Genomic DNA, 16,114 nt, shown 5'->3' with positions numbered 1-16,114 from the left:
TGTGGGATAGACAAGATACCATCCCACAATGTTTATCTGGAAGCCCCTTAGAGTAGCGTTACAGCGCTACTAATATTTGCACTTAAACAGCCCAACACAGGAGTGAATTCAGAATTTCTTCGCTATACTTTTGTGCTATTAAAAATATTCTTGCTTAGGTTTATCGCTAAACAAACCCAATATAGGCCCAAGAATAGCTCCAAAAACAAAACCACCCGCATGGGCCCAGTATGCAATTCCGCCACTTTCCATACCGATGTTAGTGGGTGTTTCGAGACTAGCAACACCGTAGAAAGCTTGTTGGAGAAACCAAAATCCTAAAAAGAAATATGCAGGAACGCGAAAAGTAGGAAAGAAAAAGCCTAATGGTACTACACCAAGAATTTCAGCTTGGGGAAAGCGGAGAATATATGCTCCCATAACACCAGCGATCGCACCACTCGCCCCCAAGGAAGGAATGTTAGAATTTTGGGCAAAGTACCACTGAGTTAATGATGCCAAAATGCCGCAAGATAAATAGAAAAGCAAATATTTGGCATGGCCTAACTTATCTTCAACGTTGTTACCAAAAATCCAGAGAAACAACATATTGCCAGCTAAGTGCAATAAACCGCCGTGCAAAAATTGTGAGGTAATTAAACTTGCCCACTCTGGTACAGGTTGATGTACAGATATACCAGCAAAACTTAAGGTAAGTTCTCGCGGAACTACCGCCGCAAGATGTAAAAACCCATCTAATGCTTGCGGAGGAAGACTAGCTTCATAAATAAAAGCGAGGACATTGGCAGCAATTAGTCCAAAAGTTACATAAGGCGTGATTGTTGTGGGATTATTATCTCTAATTGGAACCACGGGCGTTAATTCCTCATCTATAAGCAACTAGCTTCACAGTACTGACTTTTGCTAGTAGTTGCTTCTACCTCGTGGATAGATATACAGATGATTAATGCTTTTGGCAGATAGGCGATCGCTCTTTCCAGAGATTCGCTATATTAAATTCACCTTATGTCTACTTTGTTACTGTAGCGATGATTCAGTAAAATAGTCTGGTTGTTCTGCTGTAGGCAAGCGTGCCAAGCAGTTAGGTAGAAGCATTGTCACAATGAACTGGCTAGCCCACTTGTTATTGTCTGAACCGAATGTTGAGAGCCGCTTAGGTAATCTCCTGGCTGACATTGTGAAAGGGACGGCTCGTCAGGAATTGAATTTTAATATCCAGCGCGGAATTGCGTGTCATCAAGTAATTGATCGGTTTACAGACAGTCACATAGTTGTGCAACGAAGTAAAGAGCGCATTGACTCAAGCTATAGGCGATTCGCTGGCGTACTTGTGGATGTTTTTTACGATCACTTCCTCGCAAAAAATTGGTTGGAATATTCCAATGTAACTCTTGATGAGTTTACAGCAGAGATATACAACTCATTTCGAGCTTATCAAGGTCAGCTTCCTTTGCTAGTTCGTGAAGTAATTTCTCACGTAGCTGCTGAAGATTGGTTAGGAGCTAACCGCAATGTGGCTGGTATAGAAAACGCTCTCTTGCGGATATCAAAGCGTCTGTCGCGGCGACTGAACAGACCGTTTCTTTTAACCCCAGCTATCAGCGAACTCATCACCCACTACGATGCTTTTGAGGATGACTTTCAAGAATTTTTTCCACAATTATTTTCCCATGTGCAGAATTGGTGTGTTGCTTAGTTCATCCTAATAAATACCCTTCTCTTTCTTTGCGTACTTTGCGTACTTTGCGGTTCGTTTTTTAAATTAAACCCAAATTCATAGAGAATTGGTATTAAATTCACATTTGCTGCTCAAACTCATGTTTTTTGCTAATTCCTTAGAAAATCAACTCCAGCGTTGGAACGAAACCATCCGCAATCAGCCACAACATCCCAATGCTTACATTCGTCGCGGTATGGTTAATTTTCAGCTTGCGAAAATTGATGAATCCATTCAAGATTTTGATACAGCAGAAAAATTAGATGCCCGTCTCAAACCATATCTGTGGCAACGTGGCTTATCGTACTATTATGCAGAAAGATTTACTGAAGGCGCTCAACAGTTTGAAATAGATTTGACAGTTAACGCCCAAGATATAGAAGAAACAGTATGGCGATATCTGTGCATAGCTCGCCTTTCTAATGTGGAATCAGCACGCAGTTCCCTATTAACTGTCAAAAATGACCCTCGCCGAATTATGCAGAGTGTGTATGAGTTGTATGCAGGAAACTGCACACCAGATGATGTTTTAAATGTTGGGAAATCAGAAGGAGTCAAAGGTAATTTTTATAGTCATCTTTATCTAGGATTATATTACGAAGTTGAGAATAATCTGGAATTAGCTCAGGGATATATAGTTAAAGCTGCTGATAATTACAAAATTGATGATTATATGTGGTATTTAGCACGAGTACATAAAAATCTACGAGGATGGCGATAGTCTATGTACTAATGTTCCAGCATTTTCTCGCAAAGGTGCTTAATGCGATCGCCCCCTCAAGTCTAGCCGATTGTATCTTGCTGATTGCTTGGCTGGGACGATGTTGACTCTAACCCAAAATCTGCAAAAATGACCCTACAGATATTTATGCTGTTGACCAGTCTTCAGTCCGCAATTCTACGATTTTTCCAAAATCTGACTCATTACGGGTGAGTAAGATTGCGTTGTTGGTTAACGAGATCGCGGCAATTTTCAGATCCATATTCCCTAGACGAGGATAGGCTTTTCGTAAGCGTTGATGCTCTAGAGCAGCTATACGGCTAAAAGGGAGAATTATGATCGCTTGGTAGTCTGTTGCAAGTTGCTGTAATCCTTGATATGCAAGGACTTGTTCCTCTAGCGTTTTCGCCCTAGATAGAAGATTGAGCCGACCTCTGACTTGCTCTTCGTAGGTAATCACAGTCACTGCAACTTCAAGCCCTTCAACCGCTGTCAGCCTCGTCAGGATTCGCTTTCCCTCTTCTCTGTTACGCTGGATGAGGCTGAGATGATCGGTGTCAAGAATGTACATTTTGGAGTATTAGCGAACTACTCAGCAGATTTACGCCATTCTTGCCCAAGGCGAACCGCTTCATCAAAGGTCGGGTCGTTTTCAAAGCTACCCGCAACTTTTAACCACCAGGGGGTTTGCTTCTGGAGAAACCCAGACAGCATCTGTTTCATTTGTGCCAGTTCTGTCTCTAAAGTTGCAACTCGCGCTTCGAGTTGTTGAGATCGTTCTTCAAGCTGCTGGGAAGTCATAGGCATCTGCGGCAAGTTAGAGTTTAACAAGCATTATAGCGAGATATCTAAAGTCACTGACTATCGGTGGCTTCGGTTTCAATTGGTAAGGGCGTAATATATGTGTGGTTTATTTGCACCCACAGCGTTGCATAAATGCCGGATGAATTGAGATTTTTGACGGGGGATGAGGGGATGGTGGGACGCGGAGACACAAAGATGAGAAATGGCGGGGGATGAGAGAAATGAGGAGATTCAAGAATACGATGATTACTCATTAAAAAAGTTTTTACGTATTTGTACGACATTTGCGTAGGGATTTAGCAATGGTAAACCCTTACAGCATGGTCTATTTACCTAAAAAATAGCTGTAATATCAAAAATCACTCTGCTGTAAAAGCGAATACCGCCCTTAATGCTTCTGAACTCAGGGTAGGATAGTTTTCTAGCACTTGTTGTTCTGTCCATCCCGCAGCAAACAAACCCAATAAGAACTCTACAGATAAACGAGTTCCTTTCACAGTCGGCTTACCCAGCAAAATTTTTGGGTCTGAATGAATGTACTGTCGCCAGTCCATAGTTTCTACTCCGACAAAGTTACAGCTATTGTTGCACAGGATGATTGTTGTTTGGTTGCCTAGAGAACAGACGCAATGAAGATAAGGGAGATGCGATCGCCTTGATGAATTTCTAGAAGATTTTCCCACTGTGAGCCGCGCACAGGCACAAAAATATTTACAATCATTGCGATCGCTTCACTTGCAATGACAAGTTTGTATCCAGAGTTAACATTGGATATTCGTTCATGGAGCTAAAAGCCTCATTAATGAGTATCAAAGACTCGTTCACGAGTATAAAAGCCTCATTAATGAGTATCAAAAACTCGTCGACGAGGATAAAAGCCTCATTCACGAGTATCAAAGACTCACTGACGAGGATAAAAGCCTCATTAATGAGTATCAAAGACTCGCTGACGAGGATAAAAGCCTCATTCACGAGTATCAAAGCCTCGCTGACGAGGATAAAAGCCTCATTCACGAGTATCAAAGACTCACTGACGAGGATAAAAGCCTCATTAATGAGTATCAAAGCCTCGCTGACGAGGATAAAAGCCTCATTCACGAGTATTAAAGACTCGTTGACGAGTATAAAAGACTCGCTGACGAGGATAAAAGCCTCATTCACGAGTATCAAAGACTCGCCGACGAGGATCGACTAAGTACTAATGTCCCAATAATTTATCCCGCAGATGCTTAATGCGATCGCCTCTCACTGAATTCCGGTCGTACCTAAACAGAATCATCGGTGGGCTCGGGTTCAAACTGTACTTGTCGGTACAAATGGGCGATCACTATTTCTACATCCACCGATTCCAGCTGCAATTTCTCATCCAAATTATACTCCGACAGCACCCATTTCCCCTGTTCGTTACGCCGAAACACTTCCACCCCTGGTTGCGCTACTTGTACTAAAACATATTCTTGCAAGGTTGGAGATTGGCGATATTTGGCAAACTTCTTTCCCCTATCTGCTGCTTCTGTTGAAGGTGATAGCACTTCGATAATTAAACAGGGAAATTGTATCAACTGTGGCTCGGTATCTCTTTCGTCACAAGTTACCACTACATCAGGATAAAAATACTTTTGCCCCGGTTCAACCTGCACCTTTACATCTACAATGTATACTTCGCAGGAGCGATCGCCCAAGGCATCATCTAAAAGCTTAAAGAAATTGGCAGAAACCCGATTATGGTTGCGCGTACCACCACTCATCGCTACAACTTCCCCGTCCCAATACTCGTAGCGTTGTTCTTGGATGGGTTCCCAAACGAGATATTCTTCAGCACTCATCAAAATGCGATCGGGTAGAGCAACCATCGGCGCGATTGGGAAATGTTTTATTTTATCTAGGATAGCGAAAAAAGAGCGATCGCTTTATTGCTATCCTGACCGAGTATTAACGCCCCAATAATTTATCTCGCAGGTGCTTAATGCGATCGCGCAAACTTGCAGCTTCTTCAAATTCTAGTTTTTTTGCTGCTTCTTTCATCTGTGCTTCGAGTTTCACAATCAAGTCGGGAATGTCTTCTAGTGGTAATTCATCTATATGTTCGTCTACTACTTTTAAATCTGTTGCATTCAACCGCCGAGAAACTTCTAAGAAAGACAAAATTGCATTACTCGATTTTTTCACAATCGGTTGTGGCGTAATTCCGTGCATTTTGTTGTACGCCATTTGAATTCCCCGCCGTCTGTCTGTTTCATCGATAGCTTTAATCATGCTATCTGTCATGTTGTCAGCATACATAATTGCTTGTCCCTTAACATGACGTGCGGCTCTACCGATAGTTTGAATTAAGGAACGCTCGGCTCGCAAGAATCCTTCTTTATCTGCGTCCATAATTGCGACTAAAGAAACTTCTGGCAAGTCCAAACCTTCGCGCAGTAAGTTTACACCAACCAAAACATCAAATTTACCACCGCGCAAATCCTGCAAAATCTCAATCCGCTGTATTGAATTAATTTCTGAATGCAGATACCGCACGCGAATACTGTGGTCTTCCAGATATTCTGTTAAATCTTCCGCCATACGCTTAGTTAGTGTAGTAACTAAAACTCTTTCGTGGCGGTCAACTCTGTCTTTTATTTCTCCTAATAAATCATCTATTTGTCCTTCTGTAGGACGCACAGAAATTTCTGGATCAATTACGCCGGTTGGTCGAATTACTTGCTCAACTATATGACCATCAGAAATTTCTAATTCCCAATTTCCTGGGGTAGCAGAAACAAAAATACACTGATTAACTTTTTCCCAGAATTCTTCTGCTTTCAAGGGACGGTTATCAGCAGCACTAGGAAGTCGAAATCCATGCTCAATTAAGACTTTTTTTCTGGCTTGGTCACCGTTATACATACCGCGAATTTGCGGTACGCTAACGTGAGATTCATCAACAACCAAAAGCCAATCTTTAGGAAAATAATCAATTAAAGACTCTGGCGGTTCACCTGCTAACCTTCCTGCTAAGTGGCGAGAATAATTCTCCACACCGTTGCAGTAACCGACTTCACGCAACATTTCTAAGTCATACCGTGTGCGCTGATCTATACGTTGTGCTTCTAATAATTTCCCAGCTTGCTCTAATTCGGCTTTTCGCTGTTTTAATTCTGCTGCAATATCATTACAAGCTGCTTCTAAGCGTTCTTCTGGGGTGACAAAGTGACGTGCAGGGTAAATATTGACAGCTTGTAGACTGTTGATAATTTCACCCGTTACTGGGTCAATATAGCGAATCGCGTCAATTTCATCGCCAAAAAATTCTACACGAATAATTCGGTCTTCATAAGCTGGGCCAATTTCTAAAACATCTCCCCGTACCCGAAAACGTCCCCGACCCATTTCTAAATCGTTGCGGCTATACTGCACATTTGCCAAATCCCGCAAAATCTGGCGTTGATTGACTTCCATACCAATTTGTAGAGGAATGGCAGCTTTGAGGTATTCTGAGGGAATCCCCAAACCGTAGATACAGCTAATGGAAGCAACGACAATCACATCACGGCGTTCAAACAGCGATCGCGTCGCTGAGTGCCGCAACATATCTATTTCATCATTAATTGAGGCTGTTTTTTCAATATAAGTATCGGTAACTGGAATATACGCTTCCGGCTGATAGTAATCGTAATAACTGACGAAATACTCGACGGCGTTGTTGGGAAAAAACTCGCGCAACTCGTTACAAAGTTGTGCGGCGAGGGTTTTATTATGCGCCAGTACCAAAGTAGGTTTGCCAATCTTCTCAATTACTGCTGCTACTGAAAATGTCTTACCAGTACCGGTAGCTCCTAGTAAAGTTTGGTAACGATTGCCAGCTTGAATACTACTTACTAGTTGTGCGATCGCTTGTGGTTGATCGCCTGTTGGACTAAAAGGAGCTTGAAGACAAAATTCTGTCATACAGTTGTGCCAGAAATACCCTCTCCCATAGTAGCGATCTCACTCTGCACTCGTCGTACCAGATTAGTTAAACAAATAGATAGCAATCTTTCTTTACATAAATTATTTTATTGGATTTACTTATGTGTACATTTTGAAGATAATTATACCTATATGAGGTTTTTTAAGGTTAAACTCTCTTATATAGAAAAAATTCACGTCAGTTTAATTATTGTAAAAAACAGTTAACAAACCGGAGGAGTTAAATTATGAGTATCAGCAGCACTGGCAAAGCGGTTAGTCCTCGACAAAAGCGTGCCAAGCTAAAAGGAGAAAGTACAGTGGAAGTAGAAAATAACCAGGGTAATAGCTTGAATACAGATAAAGTCGAACAAGGTAGCGATCAGCCAGTGCAGAATGAGACTCATGGAACACTCGCGCTTGCTGGAGTGCGTCCCATAGCGAGCAGCGATTTAGAAGTTGCTGAGACAGTTTCAATTGCCGGGATACGTCCAATTAGCGCTGGTGGTTTAGAAGTGGTTGAGACATATAACGTTATGGGAATTCGTCCCATTGGTGCTAATACAATGCAAGTCGTTGATAGCATGAACCTTTCTGGCATTCGTCCAATTGCCTCAAGCGCACTGGTAGTTTCTGAAAACTATTCGGTGTTCGGTAACCGTCCAATAGCATCCAATGTCATTGACGATTCTGACGGTCTGATGGGTTTTATCGATTAGACACATATTAGACACACAATTTATTTCCATAAATTTATCAACCCGGCTCTATAGAGAAGCCGGGTTTATTTATTTAATAGTCAGCAATATTTATAATAAATATCAAATATTTTTCAAAAATAGTAGCGAATTCTTTAATGATTAACTCTCCAGACTTTCCAGATTTTAGGTGCGGTCATTTTATTTTGCACACATCGTAATTAATTAAACATTCTTGTAGCCTGCCATCTCACCTACATAAAGTGCTGCTCTACAAGAAAATATAGTTTTCTTCTCTGTCTTCTAGTATAGATGGTTAATATATCTAGTGGCGGAAGGCTAGAGAGAAAAGATTAAGTTACTTTGTAGAGGTAATCACAAAAAAGCTCAGAGTTACAAACTAACTTTGCAGCAAATTCCATATTAAAAGAAGGAGTAGAAAATGAGTTTAGAAGATCGTGCAAAAGCTACAGCTAAAAATATTGAAGGTAAAGCGCAAGAAGCCGCAGGAAACGTAACAGGAGATCCTGAAGATAAAACTGAAGGCAAAGCAAAGCAAGCTGAAAGCGAAGTTCGTCACGGCATCGAAGATGTAAAAGATAACGTGAAGAAAAAGCTTGATTAAAAATTAAGTTTTTTGCAAAAAGTTTAAGTATATAACTGGGTGCTGCTTAATTTTTGCAAAAAACAACACAGAATTGAAGCTCCGGCTTTACCCTATACCCCTATTATCCCCTTTACTCTAAGGGAATAGTAGGGAAAATACATCTTGATTTAGAAAAATTTTTCTTTTTTAAGATGTAATAGCTGAGATATATTTTGTTAGCTTACCAGTGTTATTTATTAAAAATGCCTTTAAAAGGTAAGCATATAAAAATCAAAAATGGAATTAACTTGAGTTATTCTATCTGTTCCTTGAATGTTTTTTGGGAGGTTAAAAAATGATGCTGCTTCAGCAGAGTCGCAAAATCTTGATGAGTTTTATCTTGATTTTGGTTCTTACGATAACCACTGCCTGCGGCGGCAGTAACGTGGCACAGCTTGACCGCACAACTAACCCACCAGTAGTTGGTCGAGATGTAAACTATAGACAACTAGATAGGCAATTAGAGCAAGGGAACACTGCGGCAGGGCAAAACTTTGGTCAATGGGTTGTACAAACATCTAAAGGATTAATTAAAGATGCTTATGTACGTGATAACAACAAGCTAGGCGTTGTTATTTCCCAACAAGTGCGTCCTAATGAAGTACGACCATTAGCAAAATCTTTAGTACAAGGTTTTCGGAAGAATTTCCCTAACCAAGACTTAACAGTTTTGATATATGCTCCTGACAAAAAATTGATTGTGACTGCTAAGTACGATACTCAAACAAGCCAAATTAACTACACTTAATGGCTTTGGTATCAAGCTGAAGAAGATTTACCCCTGCGGGTAATTCAAAATTCCAAAAGTGTTTTGAGTTGAGAAAAATTACCTGCCAGGCGACTAAAAAAATTGACCTGAAAAAGGAGAGAAGTAAAGTGACAAGCAGCGAAGAGTACAAGCGTCAAATAATGAAAGATTTGGCTGGGGGCCATGTCGAATCTTTAGATGATGTTAAAACCGATTCAACGACGGAATACGAAAACTTTGACGATTTCGCGCAACGCACCACACCAGATCAGCGTCGTCAGTTATTTGGTCGGTCTCTACATCCAGAGAAAATTCCTACCAGCCAAATGGAACCAGAATTACAAAAGGCGATCGCTCAAATTAAACCAAATGAACGGGATGATGTAGCACACGCCTTTTTCAAACATTTGAAGCAACGAGGGCTGGATGAACGCCATCTAGAGCAACAACTGGGTCTTTCTACCCATCACGCCAGCCGTATGAGCGCTGATGATGTTAGCAAACTTGCGTCCTTCGCCTATCACAACCACCCTGATATTTTCCGTGAAGTGCTGGCTGAACAACCAGGTATTATGAAGTTTCTTAGCAACCCCATTGTGGCAGGCATTATTGGAATTGCAGCAGCTAAGTGGTTAGGTAGTCGTAAGTAATTACTAAGTTCCAAATTTTAAATACTTTAGTCAGAAAGAAGGTGGGCAATGCTCACCTTTTTTTGTGACAGGTTGAATGCTCACCTGCTGGAGAAGCTGTTATGTGCGATCGCAGATAGAATTTACCCTTAATCTTCATAGCTAACTATAAGTTAATTATTTAATTGTAGTAAATAATACATTTATTTTTATTTTTACAACCAGATTCACACAAACTTTATATAGTAAAATAACCTTATTTACTCAGAAATCTTAAGAAAATATACCTTTTTTGAGTATATCTAATAAATTTAGAAAATCACATAAAATTAAAGTTTATATTAAAATTAGATAAAATTCTTGATTATAAATACTGTTAAAGTAAGAATAATTACGGATTCGTCAGAATAATTACGGAAAAACTGCCAATTTAATATCAATGAATAACTTGAGATGAAATACTTCACTCATCATTATTGCTGGTTGTAGTGACTACACCTGAACTGATAGCTTGTAAGGGCTTTAATATGCAATTAGCTTGAAGTATTGATAATTTGTCTTGTTGGTTAAAGCACTACCATTAACCTTTATATTTTTATAGGGATAGTGATTGAGGCGTTAATGTGAGGCATATTTTATCTTTTTCTGCTACTACATTTAGAAATAAAAATTAGGATGTTGCGGAGTTATAAAGCTGATGGCTCAGTGGAAACAACTGCGAATTATGTTTTTGGCTGTAACCCTAGGTGGCGTCCTCTTCGTTTTAGTGAAGGTATTTTTAATGAAAAGTATAGATAAGCCAAAATCAGAACAGCCTAGGCAAGAATCTAATATATATATTGCAATGTTGAAAACTACATTTGCATAGTTTGCCGTTTTGGAGGACACTATAATGCTGTCTCTCTTTTTCAGAGGGATAGAGGAGTGAGAATTACATAGAGGTTTGATGTGCAACAAGGATATAACTGCTAACTTCAATAATTAAAATGTGTCACAAAATGCCTAGTCGTATTCAACAATTAGCGGCAAACCCTCTGTCTCAAACTTTGATTTTTCTCAGTTCACTTTCTATTTCATTTTGCTAATAACATGACTAAATCAAGTAGCGATAAATTCATCCCCGCTTTAGTACAAGAGCTACAGGAGTTTGCTTTTAGCCAGACAGTCTCAATAAATATTTTGCGAACGCTAGGCTATGGACTGTTAATATTAGCATTGTTCGACGTAGTTGAGATGTTTGTTCCACCCAACTTTATGAATCCTGCTTGGGAGTTCCAGACTTTCGGATCATTAGTTGAACGAGTACCTGTACCTTTAATCGGGTTAGCGCTAGTGTTTTATGGAGAGCTACATTCACGAAGTAAATGGGAATTATTAAGCTTAAAGCTTTTATCTTGGTTAACTTTATTATTGGCAGTAATTTTTTTGGTACTAATTCCTTTGGGAATTGGTAATACTGTCCGGCTTAATAAACAAAGTATTGCTCAGGTAAATAATTTATCTCAACAACAATTATCCCGAGCGGAACAAGTAGAACAGCAACTTAACCAAGCTACGCCCGAACAATTAGGTACTTTTTTAAAGAGACAAGGCCGCTCATTTGATGGTAAAAATCCTCAAGAAGTAAAAACTCAAATCTTGTCAGAAGTATCTAAAGCCAAGGCACAAATCAAAACTCAAGCAAAAGCCACTCAGTCTTCTCAGCGCCTGACCTTGATCAAAAGTTCGGTTAAATGGAATTTGGGAGCTTTGGTTTCTGCGGCTTTATTTTTTAGTTTTTGGAAGATAACTAAATGGGCAAGAATCAGTAGATGATAAAAGAATATATTCGGTAAAAAATTAGGGTGGGTGAATTGCCCACCCTAATTCTATTTTTGGTTTGATACTAATTCAAAATCGGCTGACTAGACCTTTGCCAATTCTGGAGCAGGACGCTTGCTGTTACGAATAGCTGTAATCGCCTCAGCGTAATCTGGAGCGTTAAAGACAGCTGAACCAGCTACGATCGCATTAGCACCTGCTTCCAAAACTTGCCAAGTATTATTGGCTTTTAGTCCCCCATCTACTTCAATCCAAGGGTCAAGACCGCGTTCGTCACACATCTGACGCAGCTTGCGGATTTTAGGTAATACACCTGGAATAAAGCTTTGACCGCCAAAGCCAGGGTTGACGCTCATAATCAGCACTAAATCGCAAAGCTCCAGTACGTACTCAATTAATTCCAAAGGTGTTGAAGGATTAAGTACGACTCCTGCTTTTTTACCGAGTTCTTTGATTTGTCCGAGAGTGCGGTGCAGGTGTGGCGAAGCATTGTGTTCAGCATGAACTGAAATAATATCAGCGCCCGCTTTAGCAAACCCTTCTACATACTTTTCTGGCTCCACAATCATCAAGTGGACATCCAATGGCTTTGACGTCACCGGACGAATCGCCTCCACAACCAGAGGGCCTATCGTAATATTAGGTACAAAACGACCGTCCATTACATCAACATGAATCCAATCTGCTCCAGCCGCGTCTACAGCGCGAACTTCGTCACCCAGACGGCTAAAATCGGCTGACAGGATGGACGGAGCAATCACAATGGGCTTTTTAGATAGGTTTTGGGTCATGGCTAGTGGGTTTTCAAGCGTCCTCGTCTGTAAATATTGTAACAAAACATTGAGCAATCGCTCATCAATTTGATCCCGCCTTTGCTAGAGATATGGGGGAGTGAGGGAAAATGACTAATGACTAATGATTAATGATTATGAATAAAAAACTAACTTGGATAATTTTGGGGCTGGGTGCTTCGTGTTTGAGTGCGCCAGTACTTGCTTCAGCTTTACAAACGTCTTTTGGCACCAACGGTATAAATGCTTTGAAGCTACGCCAACCTCCTTATAATTTAAGCGGTCGCAAGATTGCCATTGGTCAAGTGGAAATTGGGCGTCCGGGAATGTTTGGATTGGATAAAGCGGTGTCGAAAAACCTTGCTATATCTCTTGCGGGAGTCTTCTTACGCAATGGTCCAGCTAAGTCAAACAGCAGTGTTGATCCCCACGCCTATAATGTTGCTGGCGTTATGGTCAGTAAAGACAAAGCCTGGCCGGGAGTTGCTCCAGAAGCGCGACTGTATTCTTCTGCTGTTGGTTCAACTAAAAATATGGGACAGCCAGAAGAGTGTTTATCGGCGCAGCACGTGGCGCTGCAAAATGGTGGTGATGTCCGTGCCATTAACTTCAGCTTTGGTGAACCCCTAAACAGAGATCCACGCCCGGATGCAATTTTAGATGGCAATGCTTTACTCACGCTATGTCTTGACTGGTCGAGTCGCGTTCATAATGTCCTGTATGCGATCGCCGGTAACCAGGGCAAAGGTGGTATTCCTATTCCTACAGATAATTTTAATGGAGTGAACGTGGCTTTTTCATCCCGACGTGGGGGGATTTTTAATAAAGTTGACGTTTCTAATCTAGTAGGTGCTAACCAGGGAGCAACCAGACGGCTAGTAGGGAAAGAGTTTAATATTGATGGGCGTGGCACCATTAGTTTAGTTGCGCCTGGCAATAACATTGCTTTGCTCAATCCTGATGGGAAACTCAACAAAGTTACAGGCACTAGTTTTGCAGCACCTCACGTTACAGGTACAGTTGCCTTATTGCAGGAATTTGCCGATCGCCAACTACGGACAAAACAACTCAATTGGAGTATTGATTCTCGCCATCATCAAGTGATGAAGGCTGTATTACTCAATTCAGCCGATAAAATCCAAGATAGCGGCAATGGCTTGCGGTTGGCAATGACCCGGACGCTCATTGATAAACAAAATCAAGATTGGCTAGCTTCTAATGCTTACAAAGATCCTAAAATTCCTTTAGATTCCCAAATGGGAACGGGTCATTTGAATGCATTTCGCGCTTATCAACAATTTAGCGCTGGTCAATGGCAACCGTCAGTTGCTGTGCCTGCCATTGGTTGGGACTACCGAACACTAGATACTATTACGCCTGTAGAATACGTGATAGCAAAACCTTTAAAACAAGGTAGCTTTGTTGCGATTACCTTGAATTGGGACAGATTGGTAAATCTCAACGATAAGAATAGAAATGAGCTTTATGATGTAGGCGAGAGTTTCAGCGATCGCGGCTTGAATAATCTCGACCTCTACTTAGTAAAAGCTGATGAGCAAAATTCAAATACTGGTAGTGTTTGCTCTTCAATTAGCCAAATTGATAGTGTAGAACATATTTTTTGCCCTATTCCTGCAACTGGATATTACAAAATCCGCGTCCAATTTCGTCAACAAATCAACGAACCAACTCAGGACTATGGTTTAGCTTGGTGGACTGTACCTGTAAATTGAAGCATGAAATAAAAATCTACCCCAATACGGTTCAGGTAAGGAAATTTATCTATTGGGGTACGCTTTTTGGATAAAATGATTCGATTTTATCCAAAAAGCCTGAACCATATTTTAATTTAGCAAGCCATAAATTCAGTAATTCCTAAATTTATCAAAGGTGAAAATATCTAAGCTATTATCGTTAATATATGCATTAGGTAATAGATTAGGTAAGTTGCAAATTTTCTAAATTTTACTAGGAAATTCGTCTAGAATCACTTCATAAAAAAATGCTAATTATACTTAGTTATAATAAGTTATGTAGTTTCAAACACATTCATCCAAAACTCTAAAAATATTTAAATATAATTCATCTGCAATGTTGTTTTAATCAGCAATTAGCAGCTTTCATAAGTTCTGTTGAATTCTTGCCAATTCTCGACTGTTACCAAAACTGTAACAGTCGAGTTTTTTATTGATGCAAATGCGATATTAACAATTGACACATCATTAGCGTCAATCCTAAAAGACAGCTACAGAAATTTATGGCGAGCGAGGTGGCAGAATGAATCGGCAGAAATTTAGTAGTGTGAGAGAAAATTTTTTGCAAAGACGTTACGGTGTTAGTTTGGGAAGGCGCTACGTTCTTGCGGCTGCTAGCGTTGTTCTCTTAGGTGTATTAGGTTGTTCTCAGGTTGATAGTAGTACGGGTACGCTTGCCGAATCTCGTTTGCCTGGGTCAGAGTCGCCATTGCCAAAAAAAACAGTCAACCCTGATACGAAAATAGTTAATGCTAACAATAAGTTTGGCTTCAAACTATTTTCAGAAGTTTTGCAAAATGAAAGTAGTGAAAAGAACATTTTTGTCTCGCCTGCAAGTGTAGCGATCGCCCTTGCTATGACCTACAATGGAGCTAGCGGTTCTACCCAAAAAGCAATGGCGAAAACCTTAGAATTACAGGGTATGAATCTACAAGAAATTAACTCTTCTTATGCATCTTTAGAAAAGATATTACAAAAGCCTGATGCAGACGTGCAACTGACTATTGCTAATTCACTTTGGGCTGATAAAGATGCTCAGTTTAAATCAGAATTTCTTCAAAAGAACCGGGAATTTTATCAAGCAAAGGTAACAAATTTAAACTTTCAAGATGCTGAAGCGCCTAATATTATCAATAACTGGGTCAAAGAAAATACCCAAGGGAAAATTAACAAAATAGTTGAAACAATTGACCCGGAGCAGGTGTTATTTCTCATTAATGCCATACACTTCAAAGGAAGATGGAGCAATGAATTTGATAAAAGTCAAACTGCTGTATATCCTTTTTACCTCGCATCAGGTAAACAGAAACAACATCCAATGATGTCGAAAGATGGTGACTATAGATACCATGAAACCGAACAATTTCAGGCAGTTAGTTTACCTTATGGCAAAGATGGCAAAGTCAGCTTTTATATCTTTCTGCCTAAACAGAACTCAAACCTGAAAGCCTTCTATCAAAACTTAAGCGCTGAAAACTGGGAAAAATGGATGACTCAATTCCGAAAGCGGGAAGGGTCGGTTCGTTTGCCTCGGTTTAAGACAGACTACGATGTTACGCTCAACGATGCGTTGAAAGCTTTAGGTATGGAGGAAGCTTTTAGCAGCAAAGCTAATTTTTCAGGCATGGGTAAAAACCTCGCCATCAGCCAAGTTAAACATAAAACTTTTGTCGAGGTAAACGAAGAAGGCACCGAAGCAACTGCGGCTACTTCAGTAGGAATAGTAGCAACATCTGCGATGCAAGAACCAGAGCCGTTTAGAATGATTGTTGATCGTCCCTTCTTCTGTGCTATTCGGGATAACCAAACAGGAAGCGTTTTGTTTATGGGTTCAATTATGGAGCCACAGTAATCA

General features: G+C 40.3%; 18 protein-coding genes. 9 read left to right on the top strand and 9 right to left on the bottom strand.

Features of this window, described 5'->3' with window-relative positions; translation table 11 throughout:
• Positions 1–138 precede the first annotated feature (138 nt).
• On the bottom strand, positions 139–852 hold the full coding sequence (locus AC5JL8_RS30885) for a rhomboid family intramembrane serine protease (protein WP_495883492.1): 714 nt from the start codon (positions 850–852) through the stop codon (positions 139–141).
• A gap of 250 nt (positions 853–1,102) precedes the next feature.
• Here AC5JL8_RS30885 and AC5JL8_RS30880 point away from each other — a divergent pair, with 250 nt between their 5' ends.
• Positions 1,103–1,696, top strand: coding sequence for an acyl carrier protein phosphodiesterase (locus tag AC5JL8_RS30880; protein WP_495883491.1), 594 nt, complete (start codon positions 1,103–1,105; stop codon positions 1,694–1,696).
• 121 nt (positions 1,697–1,817) lie between these two features.
• Positions 1,818–2,438, top strand: a complete 621-nt coding sequence (locus tag AC5JL8_RS30875) for a tetratricopeptide repeat protein (RefSeq protein ID WP_495883490.1) — start codon at positions 1,818–1,820, stop codon at positions 2,436–2,438.
• A gap of 145 nt (positions 2,439–2,583) precedes the next feature.
• Here AC5JL8_RS30875 and AC5JL8_RS30870 read toward each other — a convergent pair whose 3' ends face one another.
• The 7 genes from AC5JL8_RS30870 to uvrB form a co-directional block, all read right to left on the bottom strand.
• A complete protein-coding gene (locus tag AC5JL8_RS30870; protein WP_495883489.1) occupies positions 2,584–3,009 on the bottom strand; it encodes a type II toxin-antitoxin system VapC family toxin in 426 nt (141 codons plus the stop codon).
• Between the two features lie 17 nt (positions 3,010–3,026).
• Positions 3,027–3,239, bottom strand: a complete 213-nt coding sequence (locus AC5JL8_RS30865; protein ID WP_334948495.1) for a hypothetical protein — start codon at positions 3,237–3,239, stop codon at positions 3,027–3,029.
• Positions 3,240–3,292: 53 nt separating this feature from the next.
• On the bottom strand, positions 3,293–3,496 hold the full coding sequence (locus AC5JL8_RS30860; protein ID WP_495883488.1) for a hypothetical protein: 204 nt from the start codon (positions 3,494–3,496) through the stop codon (positions 3,293–3,295).
• A gap of 105 nt (positions 3,497–3,601) precedes the next feature.
• Positions 3,602–3,796: a DUF433 domain-containing protein gene (locus AC5JL8_RS30855; protein ID WP_495883487.1), complete on the bottom strand. Its 195-nt coding sequence runs from the start codon at positions 3,794–3,796 to the stop codon at positions 3,602–3,604.
• 163 nt (positions 3,797–3,959) lie between these two features.
• Entirely contained in the window at positions 3,960–4,403 is a 444-nt protein-coding gene (locus AC5JL8_RS30850) for a hypothetical protein (RefSeq protein ID WP_495883486.1), read from the bottom strand.
• Positions 4,404–4,507: 104 nt separating this feature from the next.
• Entirely contained in the window at positions 4,508–5,095 is a 588-nt protein-coding gene (locus tag AC5JL8_RS30845) for a Uma2 family endonuclease (protein WP_495883485.1), read from the bottom strand.
• A 79-nt stretch (positions 5,096–5,174) separates the two neighbouring features.
• Entirely contained in the window at positions 5,175–7,172 is a 1,998-nt protein-coding gene (gene uvrB, locus AC5JL8_RS30840) for an excinuclease ABC subunit UvrB (RefSeq protein ID WP_495883484.1), read from the bottom strand.
• Between the two features lie 248 nt (positions 7,173–7,420).
• Between uvrB and AC5JL8_RS30835 the strand changes: the two genes are divergently transcribed.
• The 5 genes from AC5JL8_RS30835 (at position 7,421) to hpsJ-A (ending at position 11,708) form a co-directional block, all read left to right on the top strand.
• Positions 7,421–7,891: a hypothetical protein gene (locus AC5JL8_RS30835; RefSeq protein ID WP_495883483.1), complete on the top strand. Its 471-nt coding sequence runs from the start codon at positions 7,421–7,423 to the stop codon at positions 7,889–7,891.
• Between the two features lie 421 nt (positions 7,892–8,312).
• On the top strand, positions 8,313–8,495 hold the full coding sequence (locus AC5JL8_RS30830; RefSeq protein ID WP_495883482.1) for a CsbD family protein: 183 nt from the start codon (positions 8,313–8,315) through the stop codon (positions 8,493–8,495).
• A gap of 316 nt (positions 8,496–8,811) precedes the next feature.
• Positions 8,812–9,264 carry a hypothetical protein gene (locus tag AC5JL8_RS30825; RefSeq protein ID WP_495883481.1) on the top strand — a complete coding sequence of 151 codons (453 nt, stop codon included), beginning with the start codon at positions 8,812–8,814 and terminating at the stop codon, positions 9,262–9,264.
• Positions 9,265–9,392: 128 nt separating this feature from the next.
• Positions 9,393–9,914 (top strand): hypothetical protein, encoded by a 522-nt coding sequence (locus AC5JL8_RS30820; protein WP_495883480.1) that lies wholly within the window; start codon positions 9,393–9,395, stop codon positions 9,912–9,914.
• A 1,068-nt stretch (positions 9,915–10,982) separates the two neighbouring features.
• Positions 10,983–11,708 (top strand): HpsJ-like protein, cyanoexosortase A-associated, encoded by a 726-nt coding sequence (gene hpsJ-A, locus AC5JL8_RS30815; RefSeq protein WP_495883479.1) that lies wholly within the window; start codon positions 10,983–10,985, stop codon positions 11,706–11,708.
• A gap of 89 nt (positions 11,709–11,797) precedes the next feature.
• Here hpsJ-A and rpe read toward each other — a convergent pair whose 3' ends face one another.
• Positions 11,798–12,505 carry a ribulose-phosphate 3-epimerase gene (gene rpe / locus AC5JL8_RS30810; RefSeq protein ID WP_495883478.1) on the bottom strand — a complete coding sequence of 236 codons (708 nt, stop codon included), beginning with the start codon at positions 12,503–12,505 and terminating at the stop codon, positions 11,798–11,800.
• 137 nt (positions 12,506–12,642) lie between these two features.
• Here rpe and AC5JL8_RS30805 point away from each other — a divergent pair, with 137 nt between their 5' ends.
• Together AC5JL8_RS30805 and AC5JL8_RS30800 are read left to right on the top strand one after the other, a co-directional pair.
• A complete protein-coding gene (locus AC5JL8_RS30805) occupies positions 12,643–14,238 on the top strand; it encodes a S8 family serine peptidase (RefSeq protein WP_495883477.1) in 1,596 nt (531 codons plus the stop codon).
• A 544-nt stretch (positions 14,239–14,782) separates the two neighbouring features.
• Positions 14,783–16,111 carry a serpin family protein gene (locus AC5JL8_RS30800; protein WP_495883476.1) on the top strand — a complete coding sequence of 443 codons (1,329 nt, stop codon included), beginning with the start codon at positions 14,783–14,785 and terminating at the stop codon, positions 16,109–16,111.
• The last annotated feature ends 3 nt before the right edge of the window (positions 16,112–16,114 follow it).

It is taken from the genome of Mojavia sp., from assembly GCF_059505145.1.
This window is presented reverse-complemented; position numbering and strand designations above follow the sequence as displayed.